Genomic DNA, 22994 nt, shown 5'->3' with positions numbered 1-22994 from the left:
TTTAAGCAGAGTTAGCTGCCACTGACTCACAGCTAGCTTTTCCTCTGTTCTAGACGGCAGGTAACTGAGTCGTTCGGTCCATGAATGCGACAACCTCGGCATTCGTGGGTAAGGAAGGTTGTGCCCCACAGCGCGTAACCGCAATGGCAGCGGCCGCGGCTGCGAATCGAGCACATTCAGGGAAAGGCAAGCCTCGCATCATGGCGACGGCAAATGCCCCGTTGAACGCGTCACCGGCAGCAGTGGTATCAATGGCCGTGACCTCAAACGCCTCGGCATGAAAACACTTGCCTTCCGCATCGGCGACAATCGCACCTTGGGAACCTCGCTTCAGGATCACGTTTCGTGGTCCTATAGCAAACAACTGTTCGATTGCTTCACTCGGGGATTTGGTTTGTGGTGCGTAAAACTCGGCTTCCGTTTCGTTCGGCGTGAACCAATCAAGATTCCTCAGCACATCTCTACTTAGAGCACGCGCCGGGGCAGGGTCGAGCATGACGGGAATTCCGTTCTCGGCGCAGCAACGCACAACCCACTCAATCGTCGCAATGGGAATCTCCAACTGCAACAAAACGATACCCGCACTGCGGATCAGATGTTCGTGCCGGGTGACGTACTCCTCCGTCACCTGCGCGTTTGATCCAGGTGTTACTACGATGCAGTTTTCCGCATTGGAATCTACGATGATAGTTGCTGTTCCGCTGGACCCGGGTACCTCGCGTACATTGGTGATGTCCACGTTATAGGCCGACAAAGTGCGGAGAAGGTTCTGGCCGAAGACGTCCTCTCCGACCGCACCGAGCAAAATGCAGGGATAGCCGAGTTTGGCGATAGCTACCGCCTGATTTGCACCTTTGCCTCCCGAATGAATCTGGAACGATGTCCCAGTAACTGTTTCCCCTGGCCTGGGAATACGGTCCACATGGGTGACCAGATCCATATTGATGCTTCCCACCACTACGATTGGCTTCATTGGGTTCGTCCTTGATCAATAGAGCGGTGCCATGGCTATGGCGCCCAGCCCTGCGACAAAACAGGCAAACATTGCAATCAGCAGGTTCCGTACGCGAACCGACGGTGATGCGAATTCCCGCCAAATGAATACCCCCCAGAGTGCCGAGACCATGGTCGCCCCTTGGCCGATCGAGTACGAGATCGCCGGCCCTACGAAGTTCACTTGCGACGCGACGAAATTCAACGTCGTGCCGATAACCCAGATCACACCGCCCAGCACGCCTGCAACATGCCATCGTTTCGACGCAGAGAAGTAGTCGGAAATGCAAACCGGAGCACTTCCATCGATGGGCCGGCGCATGAAAAAGTAGTTGACCGGAATGGAACACAAGGCGGTGCCGATCACGAAGAAGAATGCTGTGGCATACGGGCCGGGAGCATTGGGGGCAGCCATTGATTTGCTGACAAGTGGGTAGAAGCTGCCCATCAGGATTCCGCATACGAGACTTATCACTATCCCGCGAGCATTCGAACTCTTGCGTCTTCCCTCTCGGCTCTTGTAGGCAAGCGCGTCGCAAATGATAGCCACCATCACCAGGGCAATCCCGCCGAACAGCAATAGCGGATTTCCCTTTGGGGCAATGATGTAGTTGCTAAGCGCACCGACAATCAGGGCAACCCCGATGCCGACGGGAAAGGCGACGGCGAGGCCTGCAATCTCGATTGCGGCGACGAGCAGCAGGTTTGCCACGTTGAACACCGCGCCTCCGAGTAGCGCCATCACGATGGAGTATTGCGGAGCGTTCGCGATATCCTGAAGAAAAGGCGCGCCCCTCGATCCGCTCGATCCGATGGTTAAGCCAAGGGCGATGATCCCAACGAACAGACCGATTATGTAATCCCAGTAAAACAGCTGGAAACGAAACCCAGGTGACAGCTTCATGGTGTTCGCCCACGATCCCCAGCAGAGCATAGTAGCGATCATGAACAGCAGAGCAACGGCGTAACTGTCTGGAAGATACATTGTGTTTCGTCCTGAATGGGACTATAGTCAAGCAATGAAACGATTCATTGCCGGACCACGTTAATGCGAAACCGCTGGAGTGTCAACAAAGAATCCATGCTTCTTTGCACTTCTCCGTTTACACTTACTCAAAACCATCATGGCGACCATTAAAGAGATTGCCAAGAAAGCCGGCGTTTCGACGGGCACCGTTTCCAACGTCCTCAACGGACTTGCCACTGTCCGTGAAGACTCCCGCAAGCACGTACTCAAAGCGATCGATGAGCTTGGCTATCAGCCTTCCCTGCTCGGGCGAGCTCTACGGAAGGACCAGACGAACATGATCGTGATGGTCGTTCCAGATATAACCAACCCGTTTTTTCCGCGCGCTGTGCGCGGAGCCGAAGATGTCGCATTCGAGCATGGTTATCGTCTCGTGCTGTGCAACTCGGATAACAATTCAACCAAAGAAAGCACCTACCTCCGCGAGATGCGCACCTACCGGCCTGCCGGACTGATCATCGTTCCCGCCGATCTAAACCAAGGTCTTGACCAGGCGAAGGCATTCCTCAAGTCTGGCGCTGGCGTTGTGTATCTTGACCGTATCCCTCCGAAATGGAAGGGCGACTCGGTTACCAGCGATCACGAAGCCGGCGCGTACGCGGCCACTGAACACCTGATCCAACTTGGCCACGAACGTATCGCAACCATTACCGGACCCCTGAGTGGAACCAGCGCACTTGCCCGACTCCAGGGCTACCGTCGTGCCATGAAATCTGCCCGGCTGCCGATCCCGCCCACCTTCGTTCTGGAAGCCGAGTTCAACAAATCCGCCGGACACGAAAAAGCGGTTCAGCTCCTGCAATCCAGAACACGACCCACGGCGATCTTTGCGGGAAACGACCTGATTGCGATAGGCGTTCTCGCGGCCGTGCATGAAGCTGGTCTCGAGTGCCCCCGTGACGTGTCCATCGTGGGCTTCGACAACCTGGATGAAAGCGACATGACACAGCCAACGCTCACCACCGTAGATCAGTTCGCGTACCAACTTGGAGCACAGGCCTCTCAAACGATCGTGGACCGCATGAAGCACAAACGAAACGCAGCTTGCCAGGTTGTGCTATCACCAGAGCTACGCGTAAAGCAATCTACCTCGTCGCCCGCGCCGCGCAAGACCACGGCAAAAGCTGCCAACTCACGTCGCTGACCGCATTATTGTTCTCTCGCCATGTCGGCAGCACAGCGGAAGCCTATGGTCGCGGCGCGGTCACGCCCCGGAGCCATTAGCAAATACTTCCCGTGTTCGTGCAGGTCATAGGCCTGCGGGAAATACCATACGGACCCCGCCGGCTTGTAATAACTTCCGCCGCGCAATACCGCGGCTCGCGTGTGCTCATCTGAGTATTCATCTGTCCACTGCCACACATTGCCCACCAGATCTTCCACTCCAAACGGGCTGGCTGCTTGCGGGTGGGCAGTGACCTCAGCCGGTCCACTCGCCTCGCGAGATCGATTCGTTGGAGGCACCATGGATGGATCCCACCTGTTGCCCCAGGGATAGTTTCGGCCATCGGTGCCCTGCGCGGCCAGTTGCCATTCCCATTCGTGCGGCAGACGCTTTCCCGCCCATGAGGCGTACGCTCGCGCGTCCTCCAGGGAAACCCACGTCACCGGACGATTCGCCCAACCCTGGGGATACATGCCGTTTTTCCAGTCTCTGAGAAAGTTATGGTCGTCAGCAGGGTGATACTTCGTGGCATCGAGAAACTTCTTGAACTCCGTGTTCGTGACAGGGTACTTGTCGATAAAGAACCCGTTCACCTGCATTAGGTGATGATGACGCCGACGCGCCGAGTCCTCCCACGGATACTGGAAATCGACTCCCACCGTGTTGCCGCCTTCGATCTCAATACCGTTAACTTCGAAAAGAAATTGCGTTGTAGGAATTTTGACCATACCTGGAGGCGGCGCGGTCGTGCCCTTCGTCGGAGCGATTTCAGTGACCTTCTGCGGCAGCGGTTTCCACTCATCCGAAAAGCTATCCAAGCGGACGGAATTAAGTTTCTTCATGTCCGCGAGCAATTTCTGGAGTTCGGCGTCCGGCGAAGGAGTAGCGACAAGCGCGCCGAACCCGTTGTGCTCCACGAGAAAGCTCAGGGTAATTTCGTTGTCGCTCTTCCGCGGCTGCAGTTCGATTCCATGCCAGAGGTCGAAGTACCGCATACCGGGGCTAGCGGGGAGAGTTATCTGTTGTCCATCGACGTCGTATTCGTTTCGGTTGATGGTCGTCCAAAGAGTCCGATTGGCGCCCGGCCACTTGCTCGCGTAGATTTGAAAACGGAGCATCGGTGTGTGCGGCTCCCAAGCCTCGCTTACCAACTCTTTAGCAAAGCTGCGTTCGATTTTGGCGATGCGCCGAATCGTTTCGGCATCGCGTGGCGTGAGCCCGTTCCAGATACCCCAGATGTTCTCCCAGGTCTCCATGCCAACGCCATTGAAGAATGCGAACTGAAGATCCGCGGTCTTCTTACGTTCCCAGCGATCGGAGATGTTCGTCATGTGGCGGTGCTCAAGCCACTTGTACTTGTCCACGTATTCGGGACCGGCAACTCCATGCCAGTGACGCATAGGACCCGGACGAGGGGGAGGGTTGGGCGGCACGGCCTGCGCCCACATCATGTGGTTATATGCAAGCGCCTCATCCTGTGTCAGGTGTTCGGGCTCGAACGCCAGCGGATGTCCGGCTTTTAATGCGGCATCGCGAAAGCTTCGCGGCACTGCGTTCATCGTGTCTCCATTAACGCCGTCCGCTCCCACCGCCGCCAGTTGCTCGGCTAAAGCTTGTTCCTCCGGTACACTCACATCTCGCGTGCCCTGATCCCACAACATAATTGGGAAGAGCACCCGCACATTGCGCCGGTGGAAGTCGGAGATCATCTGGCGAATCCCAGGTATACCGCCGGGCATGTCATGGAACATGTCGAACTGATTACGACTATCGATGCCGATGTTGGGGTACGTTGGCCAAATTAGAACCGCGTCAATGCCCCCGTAGCGCCTCTCCAGATCATCGAGGTACCGATCCACGGTGTACTTCCCTGCCACCGGATCGTAAAAGTAGCGATCCTCGATCATCATCTGGGGCTGGATGAAGCTGCTTTGCGTCCACTGTAGTTCGGGCCGCCGATACTCGCTGTCATCGTAGCCGATGCGCTTCAGTTGTTCATGCCTCCATACCTTCATATCCGCGAGCCACCGCGGAAAGTCTTCGGGCTTTGCTGGACCTTCAAGCAGCCATGCTTGGACGCGCACTGCAGGATCCTGCGCAACAACCGGAACACCTGCAACGAAAAGTGCGCAGGAGACTGCAAGGAGTGCAACTTTCGATATCTTCAAGCTCTGTCTCCCAATTCCTAGAAGGAGAAGCGTAACGCAAACTGAACGATCCGCGGCGAACCGGCGGAAGTAATCTTCCCGAACTGCGCGTTCGTCATGACGCCATTCGGGTTACTGAGATTCACGTTATTGAAGAGGTTGAAGGCTTCGGCACGGAACTGTACCGACGACTCGCGGAACGGCAGGGTGAAGTTCTTAAAGATCGATAAATCCGTGTTCACGTAACCCGGTCCGATCATAGAGTTGTAACCGGTATTGCCGTAAGGCGTATTCGCAGGAAGTTGCGCAAATGCGGCCGGGTTGAAGTATTGAGCAATCCGTTCCTGGCGGCTTCCATTGTTGATGGAGGGAGGAGCGACGGTATCCGGGCGATCATTGTTTACTCCATCCAAGTTCGTGTCCTTGCCGGAGGTCACGTTGAACGGGGTTCCGGAACGAATGGCAGTGATTCCATTTAGCTGCCAGCCACTCAGGACTTGCCGACCGAAGGCGCCCAGCGAATTGACTCGAGGCAGCGAGTACATATACGAGACCACGAGACTGTGGCGAATGTCAGTGTCGGAAAGGCCTCGACTGCTCTGGATGTCGTAGGAATCGACAACGGCGTTTAATCCAATGCTCTTTGACCAGACGTAGCTGCCATGAACGGAGAAGTTACGAGTGAAGCGATGAGTCAGCTTCGCCTGCAAGGAATTGTAGGAGAAGTTCGAGTTCAAAAGAGTCTGGGTGATTACCCCAAAGGTGTAGGTGGTGGGCGTAGGCTGATACGGGCGGCGTGCATTCAGACCAGCAGTCGTAGTTAACCCTCCCGGCGCATAGATAGGGGAATTACCGTCGATATTGATAGGAAAATGCCGAGCGACGCTGCCGACGTATGAGACTTCAGCAGCCCAATCCGCCGCAAGTTGCTGCTGCAAACCCAAGGAGAACTGCTGCACGGAGGGAACATCGTCGGCCCCCGGTTCCAGGCCGAAGATGGTTGCGCCGGAAGTGAACACTGCGGAAGAAGGATCGGGGTTGTAGGGAAATGGGCTGCCAGCCACGCCGTATGGATTCAACAGGCTTGGAGTCCGGTTGATTGTCATGGTCAGCGAGTATGGCTGTTGCACCAGGTTGTTGGAGACGCGTACCTGGTTGATCTGCGAATAGAACAAACCATAGCCGCCTCGAATCGATGTCTTGCCGTCGCCAAACACGTCGTACGCAAAGCCGAATCGCGGTGCGAACGTGTTCCATGGAGTCTTTATGATTCCATCGGGTAAACCTTGGTCTCCGGAGAACACCAGTCCCAGCGGTGCGGTTGGAAACCTCTCGGACTTCACGTAAGGAATAAAGGTCGCGGTGTTGTTCTGCCCCGTATAGGACGGGAAGCGCTCCCAGCGTAGCCCAAGATTCAGCGACAGCCGCCTCGAAAGTCGCCAGTTGTCGGAGAAGAACAGCGAGGGAACATGCTGCTCGGTCCGGAAATCTACACCGTTATTCTGTCGGAAGTTGTTGGCGCGGCCCAAGAGGAAATCGGCCAGTGCATTGCCGGTGACCGTACCATTAAACGTGAAGAGGCCGTTGGAAGCGGCACCGCCACGGCTACGGAAGTGGTTGTACACCCACGAGCCGCCGAGTTTCACCTCATGGTTTCCCAACGTCGTGCTGAATGTATCGGAGATGCCGAGCGAGGACGACGGCAGGTCGTTAGGTCCGGCGTTGTTGGTGCCCATAGACCAGTAGCCGACAACATTGAACAGCGGTTGCGACCCATAATCGCTGCCCGGAGGCGCCAGGCTGCCCAAGTCATCAAGTTGATGATCGCTGCCGTAGATCGAGGAGAGCACAAAGTGACTCAGCGTGTAGAAGAGCCGCAGGTTGTTGACTTTTGTCGGCGAGATCGTCCAGGTGTCGTTTAGCACGCCGTTGTACTGACCTTCATACTCCTGCACGCCAGAGTAGCTGAGAATCTGGTTCGAGATTCCTGCTTGCGTGGCCAGAGGATTCTTCGATGTGCCGCGCGATATGAAGAACGTGCCGGCGAGCCGGTGATTTACCGTGGCCTGCCAGTCGATCTTGGCCATGCCCTGATTGGCTTCGGTATTCGCATTACCGAACTGCTCAGCTGTGATACCCGTAACCGGATCGGCGAGGGGAACGAACGCGAGCGCGTTCTGTGCAACCGGGTCCAGCAATGTCGGGCAAATGATGCCTTGCACGCCGTTGCAGCTATAGTAGCTACCGTTCGCCATCTTCGGCCACTTGCTTTGCGGCTCTGCCGAGAAGTCGCCGCGCGCTTGCGCCGGGGTAGGCGTGATTAAGCTGCTGGAGGAAACGATGACGGGCGTACGGATGCGCAGGCCTTCGTAGGAGAGGAAGAAGAACGCTTTATCGCGGACGATCGGGCCGCCGAATGTCCCTCCAAACTGATTTTGTCGGAGAGGCGTGACTTCGTTGATGAAGTAGTTTTTCGAGTTAAGTGCATCGTTGCGCAGGTAGTCATAGAGCAAGCCGTGATAGTTGTTGGTGCCCGAACGGGTGATGGCGTTGACTACTCCGCCGGCGGATCGCCCGAACTCCGCGTCGAAGTTGCTGGTCAACACGCGAAATTCTTGCAGAGCATCTGGACTCGGCATGAGGTTCCCGCCGAAGCGCCAGAGATTAGTGTCATAGGCGCCGTCGAGGTAATAAGCGGAATTAAAGTCGGGTACGCCGTTGACGGTGAACTGGGTGCCTTGGCGTGATCCGGTCGGTTTGTCGGCGGCGTAACTCTGGACACCCGGCACCACTTGCACCAGGTCATACGCATTGCGTCCATTCAGTGGCAGGTCTTGGATACGCGTCTGCTCGACCGTGGTAGCGATCTGAGACTCCCGCGTATCAACCAAGGTAATGCCAGCTTCCACCGTAAGGCTTTGCTCTGTCGACCCGACCTTCAAGTCGAAATTGACGTGCACGTTCTGATTGGCTGCCAGGTGCACAGCAGTCTGGCGCTGCACCTGGAAACCAGCCATCTCAGCCGAAACCTCGTACTCACCAGGCACCAGGAAGACGACGGTGTAGTCGCCGGTGGACGAAGTCGTCGCCGACTTTGTCTCCCCGGTATTGACATTCTTCACGGTCACGGTAGCGCCCGGAACGACCGCCCCGCCGGAGTCGGCCACAGTACCGTAGATGGACCCAGTCGTCGCCTGGCCGAAAACAACGGGCGAGCAGGAGAGCAGCAATATCAGGGTGAAGCAGAATGCGCGAACGGCGGCGGAACGGCAGGACAGGCGGTTCATCTCGGATCCTCCAGAGGCAGACAGCGCGAATTGCGATCAGGCTGCCTTGTTGCTAAAGGTCGCAGCTGCCGACAACGTTACGACCAAGCGGTTTCTAAATCGTGAAACGATTCAAATGAATCGTTTCATTCTTAAATCGGGTGAGAGCTTATATCTGCTAATACCGAGTGTCAACAAAGAAATGCTGTGTTTCGCTCCGCAATCAGTCGGATTCCCCGTCAGTATGACGTCGGCCGAAAGCGCTTGCCGACTGCACACACCGGAAGCCGAGGTGATTGCTTGCGGTCGAGACCTCACCCTTGCCCCGGCTTCCCACCAGGTAACGAGTGCAATATTGTTCAGTACAAAGGAATGAGCCACCGCGCTGGGCCCGCTTCTTCACTCCTGGCTCCTGCGGATCGAAGGAAGAATCCGGACCCTTCGGATTGCGCGCCACAGTGCCAGCGAGTTGCAAGTAGTATCCCGGGTGATACCAATCGGAGACCCACTGCCATACATTGCCGGACATGTCGTAGAGGCCGTACGCATTCGGGGCAAAACTTGCGACCGGTCCCATGCCGGCAAAGCCGTCCTGATGAGTATCGTGATCAGGAAAATGCCCCTGATGGGTGTTCATCGTCCACTTGCCATGGGGAAGAAACTCGTCACCCCAGGCATATCTTCTGCCGGTCAATCCGCCTCGAGCGGCAAACTCCCATTCTGCCTCCGTTGGCAGTCTCTTCCCTGCCCACGTCGCGTATGCCACCGCATCTTCATACGCCACTTGCACCACCGGATAGTTCTCGCGGCCGCGAATGGAGGTGCCGGGACCCTCCGGATGGCGCCAATCCGCACCCGGCACGAAAGCCCACCAGCGTGTCGGATCGTCCAGGGCTACTGGATGAGATGGAGCTTGAAAAACGACCGATCCCGGCACCAAGACTTCGGGTGCCGCGCCCGGGAATTCTGCGGCGCTGGGCTTCCGCTCTGCGACAGTAAGGTAACCCGTTGCCGCTACAAAGCGTTCGAACTCCGCGTTCGTCACCGTCGTCTTGTCCATCCAGAATCCGTCAACGTAAACCCGGTGAATGGGGCGAGCATCATCCATTGCCTCTTTGCCGCCGTGATGCTCCCCACGAGGATCGGCGAGGCCCATGGAGAATTCTCCACCAGGCACCCACACCATTCCTTTTGGAGGACGACCAGGTGCGGGTGACAGGTTCGGTCTAGTCGGCAGGAATACCCCCGGTTGCTGCGCCGAAACGTGCAGCACGAGCGCGAGCACTGCCAACATCATGCGACCAACGAAGTTGATGTGTAACATCCAATTCATCGCTACGAATGATCGTCGTTCCGCACCCGCGAGTTCTCGGTCTTTGGTTTGTGCAACTGCAACTTAACCGAGTCGATTTTTCCAGTGAAGCGATTGGGAACCTGATATCTATTGCTGACAGCCGACCCCAAATCACTCCCCACATCAAGCGATTCGGCAGGCGACCAGTAACCTCCGCTCGGTGGAATATTGGCGAACTCCACTGACGCCTCTTGCGTTCCATTGATGGTTAGAGTGCCTGTGCCCGGAAACGGAGCACTTCCCTTCGTCGCTGTCTTAGGTCTGGGAGTGACCTCGACGACGATGGTAGATTTTCCAGTGGGCAATGTGGTCTTCGACACCAACTCGCCAGACGGGTTGGAGAATGAATTAATCTCGAAATGAACCCTCCCATCTTGAACGTACAGGGTAATGCCACCGTATCGGCCACCCTGTGCAAAGAGCACTCCGCGAGCATTGCCGTCGGGATTCTCTATTTGCGCGGTCAGTGTGTATCCGGTGGTCGCGCCAGCCTTCACGTTCATGATCCCGCCGAAGCGCTCCACCCCATCGCGGAACACGAACGTTGTGCGCTCGTCTTCGGGCCTGCTGATCAACTGGCGTAGCGGTAACAGAGGAAATACCTGTGTCCGCCAGCCTTCCTTTTCGAACAGGGCTTTCATCTCGGCAAGCTTTTCAGGGTACTTTGCGGCCACGTCAGTTGCTTGGCTGAAGTCCTGGTTCAAGTTGTAGAGCTCCCACGGATGCGTGTTGTCGGCGAGGATCTTCGCTGGCTCATAGCCCGGAGATCCGATGCGATACCACGACGGTCTCAGCAGATTGCCCGCCCACCAGCCATCTTTGTAGATACCCTTATTTCCGTTCGTCTCGAACAACTGGACCCGGTGGCGACTCTCTGCCTTTGGCTGATCGAACGTGAATCCGAGGCTCGCACCTTCCAACGGCGTCTGCTTCACTCCGTCGATCGCTGCGGGCGGCTGAATGTTGGCAGCTTCGTAAATGGTGGGTGCTATGTCGGTCAAGTGACCGAACTGAGAACGTAAGCCGCCAACATCCTTGATGCGCTTCGGCCATGCGATCACCATCGGGTCGCGAGTGCCGCCGAGGTGCGAGGAATCGACTTTAGTTCCAGGGAATGGCGCACTAAAAGCCCACGCCCACGGTGCCGCGGTCGCATTCATGAACAGCTCCGACCCGAGTTCGTCTTCGATCTCTAACCGGCTGGTGAGATCCTTCAGTTGGCCATTGATCTGACGAGTGTCGTAGCCGGTAGGCCCGTCCTCCGCGCTTCCTCCATTGTCGCCGAAGATCTCGATAACCAGTGTGTTATCACTCAGTCCTTCTTCCGCAATCGCGTCGAGCAAGCGGCCGATCTGGTAATCGGTGTAGGCAGTAAAGCCGGCATAGACTTCCGCCTGTCGAGCGAGCAGTTTTTTCTCATCGGGCGGTAACGAATCCCATGCGGCAAGACCTTCGGGCCGCGGATTGTCTTTTGCATCCGGCGGAATTACAACGAGTTTCTTCTCGCGCTCAAAGTTTTCCTCGCGCAGTTTGTCCCATCCCTGATCGAATTTGCCGCGGAATTTCTCGATCCACTCCGCGGGGACATGGTGAGGAGTATGCGTGCCGGCCGTGGCGAAGTAGAGGAAGAATGGTTTGTCGGGCGCAGCGGCGTTCTGCCTGTGCAGCCAGCGGATTGCGTCATTCGTCATGTCGTTCGTGAGATCGTATCCTTGGACTGCCGTGGTGCCCGGCTCAACCGCAGTCGTGTTTCGATAGAGCCGTGGCGTGTACTGGCTGTCGAAGGCCGCAAGAAATCCGTAGAAATACTCAAAGCCGAGCCCAGTCGGCCAGCGATCGTACGGACCTCCTGGGTTCATCTCCCAGACCGGCGTGTTGTGCCATTTTCCGAACGCGGCAGTGTTGTAGCCATTCTTGGTCAAAACCTTGGCAATCGATGCGGAACTCGCAGGCCAGTAGGAGTTATAGCCCGGATATCCCTGCGCGTGCTCGGCAATGGTCCCGAATCCCATCTGGTGGGAATTGCGCCCTGACAGCAGAGCCGCACGACTCGCGGAGCAAATAGAATCCACGTGAAATGTGTTGTACTTCAGCCCCCGGGCAGCCAGCTTCTCGAAGTTCGGCGTCGGCACGGGTCCGCCAAAAGTGGAAGTGGTGCTGAACCCGACATCATCGACCAGGATCAGGACAACATTGGGCGCACCTGCCGGGGCCTTCACAATCTCTGGCCAAGCAGGTAAAGACTCGCGAGGATCACGCGCCAACTTGCCTTTGAACGACTGCACGTCTGTGGCGGCCGTCTGAGCATTTGCGGTTGCACAGGCGAGGGCAAGCGTGACACATGCGACTCTTCCCCACACACCGGAAATCCCTAAGCGTCTACCTGGCGAGCGCATTGTATTCACCTCTCTTCGAGTTGGAATTACACCATAGATGAATCGTTTCATTTTCGGGGTGGCATTATGGTGCGATTTGGAATAGATGTCAAGCATCGCCAAACGCAGGAAATACAAATGGGCGTACAATGCGCGTCATATATGCCGCTCCCGTTACCCTTTCATGTCATCGCCAAACCCAGCGGATCACTGTGTAATCTTGATTGCACCTACTGCTACTACTTGGAAAAAGAGAAGCTGTATTCCTCTGAAAAGCAATTCATGTCGTCGGAGGTCCTGCGGGCTTACATTCGCCAGTACATATCAGCACAGCCGACAGACGTCATTCAGTTTTCGTGGCAGGGCGGGGAGCCAACCTTGCTCGGGATAGATTTCTTCCGAGAAGTGGTAAACATTCAGCGTGAGTTTGGCGCAGGCAAGAAGATTGAGAACGTCTTACAGACGAACGGCGTTTTGCTGGACGACCGATGGGGAGTGTTTTTGTCAGAACACAACTTCCTCGTCGGCATCTCGATCGATGGCCCGCGTAGAATCCACGACCAGTATCGATTGGACAAAGCCGGGTATCCGACCTATGAACGCGTAGCCAAAGCGATCACAGTGCTCAAGAAGCACTCTGTTACCTTCAATACCCTGACGGTGGTGAATCGACACAATGCCTCAGAGCCACTTACCGTTTATCGATTTCTAAAATCCATCGGAAGCGAGTATATGCAGTTCATCCCGCTGGTTGAGCGGAAAGCGCCCATACCGGGAAGTGACGGCCTGAACTTAGTAGCACCAGATTTCGAAGGAGACGCAGAGGTTACAAACTGGTCTGTGGAACCTGTTCAATTCGGTTCCTTTCTGTGCACGATATTCGACGAATGGGTTCGCTACGACGTTGGCAGAGTTTACGTTCAGCTATTCGAGGTCGCTCTTGAGATCTGGTACGGATTGGGATCACGTTTGTGTGCCTTCCAGGAAGATTGTGGAAGAGCGCTGGTGATCGAGAGTTGCGGTGACGTCTATTCCTGCGATCACTTCGTGTACCCCAAACATAAGCTCGGAAATATCTTGCAGCAAACCATGGCAAAGCTTGCGAGTTCTCCCAAACAGCGCGCGTTCGGGGCAACAAAGCGCGATACCCTGCCGCGATTATGCCGAGAGTGCGACGTGAGGTTCGCCTGCAATGGCGAATGCCCAAAACACCGCTTTTCGAAGACTTCAGAGGGTGAACCGGGACTAAACTACCTCTGTCCTGCCTACAAGCGATTCTTCCACCACATTGATCCTTACATGCGGTTCATGGTTTCGGAGCTGACAGTGGGGCGGGCACCGGCAAACGTCATGAGAATGGCCAGGCGCAACCGAATATAGATATGGTGCTCACGGAGGAAGAGCCTCATACTCGGTCTCGGTGCGCAATATGGCGATGTTGATACGCCAGTCAAATGTGAAACGCTCGACCGAGCTCAGATCCGAACTACTACCATTGCCCCTCGTGGCAGACGAACCTATTCTAGCTGATGATGAGAACGTGGAAGATAAGCTTCTAAGATCTCCCAGCACCAGCCCTGGCCCCGGACGCTGCTGCCCGGTCGGTTAGATCGACCGGATGGAGGAAGCAAAGAGTGACACCGACTTGTCGTTTCGCCGGTGTTCCCAGAGTTATCCTTGTTGTAGGTAACGCAGGATGACGACGCCGGTGGAATGCCGTTCGGTACCGAGTAGTTTCAGCTTCGCTGTTTCACCCCGCTGCTTGAAGAGTGGCGAGCCCGAGCCCAGCAAGAGCGGTGCGAGGCCAATCCTGAACTCGTCGAAGAGCGGCATGAGGTATGAAGCTAGGTCGGCGCTGCCGAAGACGAAAATATCCTTCCCTTCCCCCCGCTTCAGCCTTCCGACCTCGACCGCGGGGTCTCCTTTCAGAAGTGTCGTGTTCTCCCAGTCCACCTTTTCCAGGGTGCGCGAGAAGACGTATTTTGGCAGCAAGTTCATATAGTCCGAGACGGTGGTCCTCTTCGCGGTTGGCCAATAACCGGCCATCAGTTCGTAGGTGACACGCCCGAAAAGGAGTGCCCCGATTTCTTTCCCTTGCTCAAGGGAGAACTGTTCAAGTTCGGTACGCCAGACCTGATCGTGCCACGAAATGTCGCGATTCGGTCCTTCAACGAAACCATCGAGCGACATCAAATTCCACATTATGAGTTTACGCACGGCGCTCCCTTCCATCGGCTCCATTCTTCGGCGAGCAGACTTCGACTGATATTCGGTCCGATCCCACGCATGCCATACGACATTCGGTCCCCTGAACACCCAATTCAAGTTTCCTTGAGAAGACAGCGGATCTTAGGCGACCCAAGATTTCGCGTACTTCGCCTTATGTTCCAAGATGAAATCAACCTCGAAATCCTTTGGGTGCACGGGTGGAAGCGAGCTAAATAGGACAGTGTGCATACCAACGTCCGAAGCCGGCCTCTTCTCCGCAGCATTTTGGTGTAGGGTGTGATTCCATCAATCAATTTCAAGCGTCATGGCTAAAGGAATGACTGATTTCTTCCGAACTCTTCGGTTGCCCTTTTCTCAACTCCGGTCAAGGTTGTTGTTTGCCGGACTGAAAGCCCCAGACGTTGCCGGCCAGAAGCGATCCGAACGCGAAGAGCGATAGGAGCGTCCTCAATCCGTGATAAAACTCCCAGCGGTCACGAATGACTTTCCAGTCTCCCGGGAGTGTCGTTACCGTCCAGGTCACAATTTCTCTATCGATTGGCACGTTGACCTTGAGAGTGACAATCAGAGCTGCGAGGAGCAAAAGCAGAGAGGCCACGGTGAGAACGCATGCGAGTTTTCTTCGTTGTCGGTAGAGAACAAGACTGAGCAGGAAAAGGGATGCTAGGGTTATGGGCATCAGCACGCGCATCGGACCTCCCAGATTTCCAATCATCGTACGGCCGATCTCCAGGAACGTATCTGGTTCTATGGATGCAATCGACCGACTCAAACTGAACCATGTACCCCAGAACACACCCGTCACCAAGCACAACAGAAACACGGTTACAAAATACAGAGTCTTCACGCCCGAATCTCCCTCGGCAGGTCCTCCGGTTGTGGCGTAGCGCTGCACAGCCCCACCAGGCGGCGAACGTTGCCGCCCGGCAGGAAGTTCGGCGTTCAGGGCATGCAGATCTCCCCGGTTATGTTCGTGACAACTTTTGTACCAACGAAGTTGTCCCCGGAAACAAAAAAGCGCCCTGTCGCGCCGGCGAACTCGCCGGTAGCTTCGACGATCTTTTGATGGGCGGTGACGGCAGCTTCCGTTGCGCTGGTTACTCCGCTTTCCCGCATTACCAATGTTCCTTTGTCCGTGGTGTACTCGAAAGTACCGCTGTAGGCGCGAAAAGCCGGTGACGTCGGAATCGGATCAGTGACGCTGTCTGCTTTGAAGTACGTGGTTCCACGAAGTCCGTGATTCCCCTCAACCACGCCGATGAAGCAGGACGTATGTTCGGGCTTGCACTGCGTGGTTGAAGGATACTCAACCAGCGACGCGTGAATGGCCTTACACTTGGATTCAGTGGAGTCGGCGACTTGAGCAAGCGCAAAAGAGACGCCGATTGCGGTGGTGAACAGGAACGCAGCGAGTCCGCCGCGGAGGAACTTCTTCTTCATAATACCTCCAAAGGTCCGATACTGAGGTGAGTCTAATCACCGCTTGCAACGCGCCGGGGTCCATTCGCGTTCGGAGGCGGGGGCCATTTCCGCCAAAGGTGAATCTACGTATGTTCGTCCGTTTACAGGGCACGGGACCAGTGAGCCAGAGAATATACCGGGGGCTGCGTAGCGCGATCGTGCGCGGTCTGTTGAGGCCAGGCTCTCGTCTCCTCTCCAGCCGCAGCCTGGCGCAGGAACTTGCCGTCTCCCGCAAGGCTGTCGCCCGCGCATTCGAGCGCCTCGCCGACGAGGGCTACATAACCTCTCGGGTGGGCGCGGGTACCTTTGTCTCCACGACGCTGCCCGAAACTATTCTGACCTTTACTCCGGAACCCAGCCCGGGATTCCGTCCTGGCAAACGAATGGTTCCGAATTTCTCTGCGCAAGCCAAACGGCTGCTTGACCAATCACCATGGCCGCCGCCTGCGAGCCGTGCTTTTCGTGCGCCCCTAAAGTACGACTTTCACTACGGCACTCCCGCACTCATGGATTTTCCGCAAACAGTCTGGGCGCGCTTGATCGCCGAGCAAGCGCGCAAGCTTTCGGTCACGACCCTCTATTACGGTAGCACAACAGGCTACGATCCTTTACGCCAGGCGGTGGCCGATTATATCCGCCGTTATCGTGGTGTTAATGCCAAAGACGCCTGCGTGGTCATCGTCAATGGTTCACAGCAGGCCATGGACATCCTTATTCGCCTATTCGTTAACCCGGGTGATCGCGCGGTGATCGAGGAGCCTGGTTATCAGTGCGTCCGTCAGGCGCTGGTTGCGGCAGGCGCCCGCGTTATTCCTGTGCCTGTCGATAACGCCGGCCTTGACACTTCAAGGTTGCCGCGTCTGAAGGGAATTCGACTTGCGTATGTGACGCCGTCCCACCAGTTTCCCTTGGGTGGAATCCTTCCGCCTGAAAGGCGGCTCGCCTTATTACGCTGGGCGCGCGAGACGGACGCCTATGTGATAGAGGACGACTACGACAGTGAGTTTCGCTACGACCATCCTCCCGTCGAAGCCATGCAAGCGCTTGATGCCGACGGGCGGGTGATCTACGTGGGCACGTTCTCGAAAGTGTTGTGCCCCGGCATGCGAATCGGTTATATCGTAGTTCCGCCCTGCCTGCTTCAACCCATTGCCTCCTTCAAGTTTCTGACGGATTTTTCTACTCCGACGTTCGAGCAGGCGGTTCTGGCAGAGTTCATAAAGGCAGGACACTTCGAACGCCATCTGCGGAAGCTGCGCCTGCGCAATGCGCGGCGCCGTGAAGTCCTGGTCCAAGCCCTGAACCAACACTTGGGAGTGCGCGCTCAAATTGCCGGCGCCAACGCAGGAGTGCACGTCGTAGTCTGGTTGGATGATTTATCAGCCGACGATATCCCGGAGTTGTGCCGACGCGCTGCACAAGTGGGCGTGGGCGTGTATCCCGTCACGCCTTATTACCTTTGCCGACCTCAACGCGCCGCCATTATGCTCGGGTATGCTTCGCTTACCGAGAACGAGATTAGAAAAGCTGTCATGCTGCTGCGGGAAGTACTCGACGAAATGGTGAGACAGCATTAAAGCCAGGCCACACCAAACCCGCGCTGACGTTTCCGCATGAACCTTCATCGGGTGATATCTTGCATCCAGGAACCGAAGAACTGCTTTCTGAGTTTTCCGAAAATTGAGCGAACACGAAATGGGGTAGATCCGTGAGACCTCCTTCCCTACCGGAGAAAGGCGGCTCCGCCCAGAATTTCGTCACACCCAGTCGAATCTCGTCACACCCATTGAACAATTGACCACAGCCAAAACGATGCCGTATCTCGCGCCAATCCGATTACGTGTCATGGGCATCCAATATGGATCCGGACGGACGCTCGGGTTCCGACACCTGGGTTGCATCACGTGCGACTGCGAATGATTTTCTGAGAAAGAAACGAAGATGTTCATACTTCTCGAAATTGTGTCGATCGTTTTGATCTCTGTGGCGATGGGGCTGGCCTTGGCCCATGCTCTGGAATTCCCTGGAAAGCTTCGTCTCGATGAACCAACATACTTGGCCGTGCAAACGATCTACTATCCAGGATTCACGGTCGGTGGCGTCAGTGAGCCATTGTCGATTATCGCCGTATTGGTGCTGCTCATAATCGGACCGAAGGATTGCGTTCAGTTTTGGCTGGTCTTGACTTCCTTTGCCGGTATGGTGGCTACACAGATGGTGTTCTGGGTGGTGACCCAGCCGACAAACCGTTTCTGGTTGAAACATGGGCAACTGAGCGGTAGAGGAGCGAGGTTCTTCGGAGTGCAGCAGACGCAACAGCCCTCGTTCATTACTGAAAAAGCGGATTGGAGGGAGCTGCGTAACAAATGGGAGTACTCTCATATGGCACGCGCCGTGCTCTCGGCCATTGCGCTGGTCGCACTTGTGATCTCAGTCGTGGTATAGCTCGCAGACCCCGCATGGATCGATTGGCGCTCAACCGGCGACCCTTAGTCAGGATAGGAATCATGGCAACGCAAATCGGACGCGAAGCTTTCGTTGCAAACCCGGCCCTTAGACCCTTTGAAGCTCTGGTTGGCGAGTGGCAAACCACCGGCTCGCACCCGTACCTTCCCGGCACCATCTTGCATGGCCGCACGGAGTTTGCGTGGCACCAAGGCGGCGCCTTTTTGATCATGCACTCAGAAATTGACGAGCCGGAAATTCCCAGCGGAATGGCGATCTTCGGCAGCGATGACATGGCGGACAAATATTTCATGCTTTACTTCGATGAACGTGCGGTCTCGAGAAAATACGATGTCGCGATGAGGGGCAATCAGCTGACATGGTGGCGGGACGAGCCTAATTTTTCCCAGCGCTTCACTATCACCATTACAAACAACGGTACCGAAATGGTCGGTGAAGGCGAAATGTGCCGGAATGGAGCGGTTTGGGAAAAGGACCTGGCCCTGACATTCATTAGGAAGTAAGGACCAAGGACACACCTTACGCAGTGGTCATCGATACCATGGGAAGGTCGCAGGACAGTTGCAAAGTGTTCGAACATTGCCAGGCGGGCCATGATGTTGGGCGGCCGCGTAAATTGTCGACGTGAAAACCAGTTTCTGGGGCCCCAAGTCCGGATCCTCAATGCCCGTCTCGGAGGGCTGGGTTGAGCGGATTTTGCCTGATCACGGAAAATTATCCTGCGCTTAACTCCCAAGATCTGCGGCAATGTAGGGATGTTCGCAAAGAAACCCTGAACTAGTGGGCTGCTCGTAATAGCAGTCCGATGGCGACCAGCAACGCCGCAGGGATCGCTATCAGGGGCACCTTCGACCACCTTTGGCGTGGTGCGAACTGATGGCTTATCTCTCCTTACGACGCGCCCGATTCATCTAAAACGTTTCTGAGTTGAAGCAACAGAGAATCTGGCGCCACAGGCTTCTGAATAAGGTGCGCCTTCCCATTCACGGGCAGAGCAACATCGGAATAGCCCGACATGAGAATTATGCGGGCTTTCGGCGCTAGTTGCTCAATCTCTCGTGCCAGATCGACGCCATTCATGCCTGGCATGACGATGTCCGTCAACAGCACGTCAATCTGTTGCCCGTTAGCTCTGGCGAGGTCGAGCGCTTCGCGTGCGTTAGTAGCCGTGAGCACACCATAACCGTGCGTTCTTAGAATGTGTTCGGTAAGGGTCCGGAGGGCAGGCTCATCTTCCACCAGCAATACGGTCTCGCTACCGCACAGTTCGGTCGGTGAGTTCACAGGGTATTCACCGGCGTCAGTTCCACATTCTCTTTGCGGCAGATAAACTCGGAACGAGGTTCCCTTCCCCAGCGTGGTGTCGCACGTGATAAACCCATCATTCTGAACAACGATTCCATAGACGGTCGACAACCCTAATCCGGTCCCGGTACCAGCTGGCTTAGTGGTAAAAAACGGTTCGAATAGCCGCCTTCTTGTCTCCGGAGTCATTCCGGTACCCGAATCGCTCACCTCGAGCAGCACATACATTCCAGGTTGCACGCTCTGCAACGCTGCAACACTTTCCTCGACTTCTACCGCCGAGGTCCTGACGAGGAGCGCGCCGCCTGCCTTCATTGCGTCTCTCGCATTGGCTGCCAAGTTCATCAAAATTTGTTCCAGCTGACCCGCTCCAACCCGAACTGCCCCCGCTTGCGGATCGCACTGCAGTTGGACATCTATGTGCTCTCCCACGAGTCTGGGCAAGACTTCACCGAACTTTGACACTCTTTCGCACGCATCTACCGTTTCTGTAATAACCGTCTGCTTGCGGCTGAACGCAAGCAACTGTTGAACCAGCAGCGATCCACGGCTGGAGGCATTCAGAATCTCGCGCGCTGCCTTTGCCTCCGCGCTTCGCGCGGGGGCTCCTTTTTCCAGAATTGAAGCGTATCCCGTAATAATGGAAAGGAGATTATTGAAGTCATGCGTTATCCCTCCGGCAAAACTTCCCAGTGCTTCCAGCTTCTGGGAGTGTCGTAGTTCCCTTTCAAGATGTTTAACTTGCCGGATCAAGCGATCGATCATCAGAAATAGTAAGGACGCGGTTACGAGCACAAACCCGACGCCTTTGAAGGTTTGAAATACAGGCGGAAGTCCCAGGTATTCAAAGGTCAGATCGCTAAACAAGATCCAGAGAGCCGCGACCACCGCATAGGCGCAAGCGATCCCGCCCGCACTCAGCCTAGACTTGCTTGGGTTCAACATTGATCCTCACGCTTCAGTTCGCAAGCGGCAAGCTGTCAGTCGTTGCGCCTAGGTCCTACACGGATGTACTTCCCTACCCAAGTCTCCGGTTTAGGGAGACAGAAAGTTTAAACCGTTTTGAAACCGTTGCTCTCTCCGATTTCTATTCTGTAATTCTTCTCTCTATTGCGGAATCACCAACACCGGATCGTGTTCGCGAATCTGCCCGCTGCTGTGGGGCAACTTTGCTCAATTCACGGCTTGTCATCACGACCCGCGAGTTACTCATAGCGGGGGCATACCGACTTCTTGTAACGCTGCGACCGGGAGCGGATGTAAGGACCGGGAAGTTGAGCCGCGCCCTGCTGGAAGCGCGGCTCTCTTGCAGCGGGCGAGAGAAAGCAAACTTCCCGTCCGTTAGGGACACTCATACCACTGCACACCGATGCAGGCCAACAAGAGCCACGCCACCCGATCCGTTTTGCGCAGCGACAAGCACATGACCGACTCTGAGTGAGATCTTTTGTGTCAGGTACGTACCGGCGCGAACCTTCGCGACCACCGGGCTGAACGTACTTCACACGTGGAGTTAAGGCTTTTATATGCGCTATCTATGGACACGTTTTCTTCGTGCGAGTTTCAGAGGTGAAAGGGATCGATCTCCGCCTCTGGCCCGCTCTTCGCATGCCTGCACTCTCGCCGCGAACTGAATGATGAGCACCAGATGGCCACGTCAGTAATGCCCCTGACCTGGTATTACTACGGTGCGCGGCTCGCTGGGTGTGAGCCGCGCAAACTGTCAAATCAATCCCGATCGCCATTAGCTTCTGGTTGTTGTTCCGGCGTGCCGGATGACCGGGCTGGTGTGGAGCTATCGTTTGAGGACGCGTATGCTGCCGCTGCATTGTGAACGTACACAAGCTGACCACCGGCATGGCCGGCGCGTGCGGCCAACCCGGCAACAGCGAAGGTCCCCGCGACCGTTACCACAGAAAGGGCGCGAGCCATACGCGATCTGGGAATTAAGACCAGGATTCCCACTGCAAGTGTGATACCCACCCCCAAACGAATTGTTCCGCATACGCTTCATGCGTCTCAACCGCGCGCTCCGGAACAACTCTTTCCACGCGGTCGCCCTCGCGTTCCCCGGTGTTCATGGCCAGCAGGCCCGCTGCCAGCAAGAGCGCTTGCAGAATTATGATTAAGAGCCAAGCGCGAGGCTGGATCCGCTTCGTCCATAGTGCCCATGTGAAAGCAATGGTCAGCATCGGGAGCATGAACGCTAGCCCAAGCGGCAGGTGTACGAGCGCGGGGTGGAGTGGTATAGATGACACGATAGATCTCCTCGGTTGAGATTGCGCCGTACCGAAACAACGACGCTGCGATGCTATTCGGATACTGCAAGCGCTCTCGCTTTGTCATCGCACGGACGAATGAGGGCCTAAGTACATGGAAAATGTTGACATTACACAGCAAGATCATACGAACGTGGGATTGGGACCAACGGCGTTAGCGGCCATCTTATTCGGAGCGATTGCTGTCCTGATCGGTTTTGATATCGTGGCCGACTACCGGTCAGGCAGCCAGTTCCGCCATGTAGCAATCGAAGGCCTAGTCATGGCCCTGGCGATTGCGGGAGTGGCAACTCTCTGGCGACGCTTTCGGATTGCTAGCCAGCGAGCAACGGAGCTAACCGTCGATATTGAGGCGGCACGTCGGGAGGCGCAACGCTATCGGGTGGAAGCCGCAGAGGCGTTGAAGGGCCTCGGAGAAGCGATCGAGAAGCAGTTCATCCGTTGGGGGCTAACGACTGCTGAGCGTGAAGTAGGTTTGCTGCTATTAAAAGGCCTCAGTCATAAAGAGATCTCGATGATTAGATCCACGACCGAAACGACGATTCGGCAACAGGCGCTCGGGGTATATCGTAAGTCGGGTGTTCATAGCAGGACAGAATTGTCGGCATATTTCCTGGAGGACTTGCTGCTGCCTGTGCAAGAGCGGTAAATGCACCCCATTGGCTCGCGCTTAACCACGCCGGCAGCCATCTGCGCAACCATCCCTCAACTCGTGGACCCAAGCGATACTCTCGACCGGTCCAGAAGGATATCGTGCAAGGTCTGGGGAAATCCCGCGACACCTTATAGACGGTCAGATTACGGTCGGTTTTTTCTGAATGCAGGATGGACAGCAAAGCTTCTGCCGGCTGACGAAGAAGAAGAACTTACCTGTCTGAAAATCTGCCACTACCCGCGTGGGCATGCGACGGCGTGGAATTAGGCGCA

Annotated in this window: 17 protein-coding genes; 6 read left to right on the top strand and 11 right to left on the bottom strand. The window is 55.9% G+C overall.

Going from position 1 to position 22994, the window contains the following annotated elements; all coding sequences use genetic code 11:
- Positions 1 to 49: 49 nt before the first annotated feature.
- A complete protein-coding gene (rbsK, locus tag VN577_18850; protein ID HWR16894.1) occupies positions 50 to 973 on the bottom strand; it encodes a ribokinase in 924 nt (307 codons plus the stop codon).
- A 15-nt stretch (positions 974 to 988) separates the two neighbouring features.
- Positions 989 to 1978, bottom strand: coding sequence for a GRP family sugar transporter (locus VN577_18845; GenBank protein ID HWR16893.1), 990 nt, complete (start codon positions 1976 to 1978; stop codon positions 989 to 991).
- A 139-nt stretch (positions 1979 to 2117) separates the two neighbouring features.
- Between VN577_18845 and VN577_18840 the strand changes: the two genes are divergently transcribed.
- Positions 2118 to 3164 (top strand): LacI family DNA-binding transcriptional regulator, encoded by a 1047-nt coding sequence (locus VN577_18840; protein ID HWR16892.1) that lies wholly within the window; start codon positions 2118 to 2120, stop codon positions 3162 to 3164.
- A 5-nt stretch (positions 3165 to 3169) separates the two neighbouring features.
- On the opposite strand, the gene VN577_18835 is transcribed toward VN577_18840, so the two are convergent.
- The 4 genes from VN577_18835 to VN577_18820 all read right to left on the bottom strand — a co-directional run bounded on the left by VN577_18835 (position 3170) and on the right by VN577_18820 (position 12348).
- Positions 3170 to 5353 carry an SUMF1/EgtB/PvdO family nonheme iron enzyme gene (locus VN577_18835; protein ID HWR16891.1) on the bottom strand — a complete coding sequence of 728 codons (2184 nt, stop codon included), beginning with the start codon at positions 5351 to 5353 and terminating at the stop codon, positions 3170 to 3172.
- Positions 5354 to 5370: 17 nt separating this feature from the next.
- Entirely contained in the window at positions 5371 to 8619 is a 3249-nt protein-coding gene (locus tag VN577_18830) for a carboxypeptidase regulatory-like domain-containing protein (GenBank protein HWR16890.1), read from the bottom strand.
- 202 nt (positions 8620 to 8821) lie between these two features.
- The gene (locus tag VN577_18825; GenBank protein HWR16889.1) at positions 8822 to 9931 is read right to left on the bottom strand and encodes a formylglycine-generating enzyme family protein; all 1110 of its coding nucleotides are present in this window, start codon (positions 9929 to 9931) and stop codon (positions 8822 to 8824) included.
- A 2-nt stretch (positions 9932 to 9933) separates the two neighbouring features.
- On the bottom strand, positions 9934 to 12348 hold the full coding sequence (locus VN577_18820; protein HWR16888.1) for an arylsulfatase: 2415 nt from the start codon (positions 12346 to 12348) through the stop codon (positions 9934 to 9936).
- Positions 12349 to 12465: 117 nt separating this feature from the next.
- Between VN577_18820 and VN577_18815 the strand changes: the two genes are divergently transcribed.
- Positions 12466 to 13707 (top strand): anaerobic sulfatase maturase, encoded by a 1242-nt coding sequence (locus VN577_18815; protein HWR16887.1) that lies wholly within the window; start codon positions 12466 to 12468, stop codon positions 13705 to 13707.
- Between the two features lie 291 nt (positions 13708 to 13998).
- On the opposite strand, the gene VN577_18810 is transcribed toward VN577_18815, so the two are convergent.
- From VN577_18810 to VN577_18800, 3 genes are all read right to left on the bottom strand, one after another.
- A complete protein-coding gene (locus VN577_18810; protein HWR16886.1) occupies positions 13999 to 14568 on the bottom strand; it encodes a dihydrofolate reductase family protein in 570 nt (189 codons plus the stop codon).
- A gap of 352 nt (positions 14569 to 14920) precedes the next feature.
- Positions 14921 to 15451 (bottom strand): anthrone oxygenase family protein, encoded by a 531-nt coding sequence (locus tag VN577_18805; protein HWR16885.1) that lies wholly within the window; start codon positions 15449 to 15451, stop codon positions 14921 to 14923.
- 47 nt (positions 15452 to 15498) lie between these two features.
- On the bottom strand, positions 15499 to 15996 hold the full coding sequence (locus VN577_18800) for a hypothetical protein (GenBank protein ID HWR16884.1): 498 nt from the start codon (positions 15994 to 15996) through the stop codon (positions 15499 to 15501).
- A 110-nt stretch (positions 15997 to 16106) separates the two neighbouring features.
- On the opposite strand from VN577_18800, the gene VN577_18795 reads away from it, so the two are divergent.
- The 3 genes from VN577_18795 to VN577_18785 all read left to right on the top strand — a co-directional run bounded on the left by VN577_18795 (position 16107) and on the right by VN577_18785 (position 18986).
- Entirely contained in the window at positions 16107 to 17594 is a 1488-nt protein-coding gene (locus VN577_18795; GenBank protein HWR16883.1) for a PLP-dependent aminotransferase family protein, read from the top strand.
- Between the two features lie 364 nt (positions 17595 to 17958).
- On the top strand, positions 17959 to 18462 hold the full coding sequence (locus VN577_18790; GenBank protein ID HWR16882.1) for a hypothetical protein: 504 nt from the start codon (positions 17959 to 17961) through the stop codon (positions 18460 to 18462).
- A 14-nt stretch (positions 18463 to 18476) separates the two neighbouring features.
- A complete protein-coding gene (locus tag VN577_18785) occupies positions 18477 to 18986 on the top strand; it encodes a hypothetical protein (GenBank protein HWR16881.1) in 510 nt (169 codons plus the stop codon).
- Positions 18987 to 19374: 388 nt separating this feature from the next.
- On the opposite strand, the gene VN577_18780 is transcribed toward VN577_18785, so the two are convergent.
- Complete coding sequence (locus VN577_18780) at positions 19375 to 20733, bottom strand: response regulator (protein ID HWR16880.1); 1359 nt, start codon at positions 20731 to 20733, stop codon at positions 19375 to 19377.
- 1001 nt (positions 20734 to 21734) lie between these two features.
- Positions 21735 to 22046: a hypothetical protein gene (locus VN577_18775; GenBank protein HWR16879.1), complete on the bottom strand. Its 312-nt coding sequence runs from the start codon at positions 22044 to 22046 to the stop codon at positions 21735 to 21737.
- A 115-nt stretch (positions 22047 to 22161) separates the two neighbouring features.
- Between VN577_18775 and VN577_18770 the strand changes: the two genes are divergently transcribed.
- Positions 22162 to 22716, top strand: a complete 555-nt coding sequence (locus VN577_18770) for a LuxR C-terminal-related transcriptional regulator (GenBank protein HWR16878.1) — start codon at positions 22162 to 22164, stop codon at positions 22714 to 22716.
- The last annotated feature ends 278 nt before the right edge of the window (positions 22717 to 22994 follow it).

Source organism: Terriglobales bacterium, assembly GCA_035561515.1.
Classification (GTDB): Bacteria; Acidobacteriota; Terriglobia; order Terriglobales; family Acidobacteriaceae; genus DATMXP01.
The sequence above is the reverse complement of the archived record's forward strand: the minus strand, read 5'-3'. Positions and strand labels throughout refer to the sequence as shown.

Coding starts and splice junctions, on each gene's coding strand:
- VN577_18790 (HWR16882.1), top strand. CDS start 17,959: ATGTTCATACTTCTCGAAATTGTGTCGATCGTTTTGATCTCTGTGGCG.
- VN577_18800 (HWR16884.1), bottom strand. CDS start 15,996: ATGAAGAAGAAGTTCCTCCGCGGCGGACTCGCTGCGTTCCTGTTCACC.
- rbsK (HWR16894.1), bottom strand. CDS start 973: ATGAAGCCAATCGTAGTGGTGGGAAGCATCAATATGGATCTGGTCACC.
- VN577_18810 (HWR16886.1), bottom strand. CDS start 14,568: ATGGAGCCGATGGAAGGGAGCGCCGTGCGTAAACTCATAATGTGGAAT.
- VN577_18815 (HWR16887.1), top strand. CDS start 12,466: ATGGGCGTACAATGCGCGTCATATATGCCGCTCCCGTTACCCTTTCAT.
- VN577_18825 (HWR16889.1), bottom strand. CDS start 9,931: ATGAATTGGATGTTACACATCAACTTCGTTGGTCGCATGATGTTGGCA.
- VN577_18845 (HWR16893.1), bottom strand. CDS start 1,978: ATGTATCTTCCAGACAGTTACGCCGTTGCTCTGCTGTTCATGATCGCT.
- VN577_18770 (HWR16878.1), top strand. CDS start 22,162: ATGGAAAATGTTGACATTACACAGCAAGATCATACGAACGTGGGATTG.
- VN577_18820 (HWR16888.1), bottom strand. CDS start 12,348: ATGCGCTCGCCAGGTAGACGCTTAGGGATTTCCGGTGTGTGGGGAAGA.
- VN577_18780 (HWR16880.1), bottom strand. CDS start 20,733: ATGTTGAACCCAAGCAAGTCTAGGCTGAGTGCGGGCGGGATCGCTTGC.
- VN577_18840 (HWR16892.1), top strand. CDS start 2,118: ATGGCGACCATTAAAGAGATTGCCAAGAAAGCCGGCGTTTCGACGGGC.
- VN577_18795 (HWR16883.1), top strand. CDS start 16,107: ATGTTCGTCCGTTTACAGGGCACGGGACCAGTGAGCCAGAGAATATAC.
- VN577_18830 (HWR16890.1), bottom strand. CDS start 8,619: ATGAACCGCCTGTCCTGCCGTTCCGCCGCCGTTCGCGCATTCTGCTTC.
- VN577_18785 (HWR16881.1), top strand. CDS start 18,477: ATGGATCGATTGGCGCTCAACCGGCGACCCTTAGTCAGGATAGGAATC.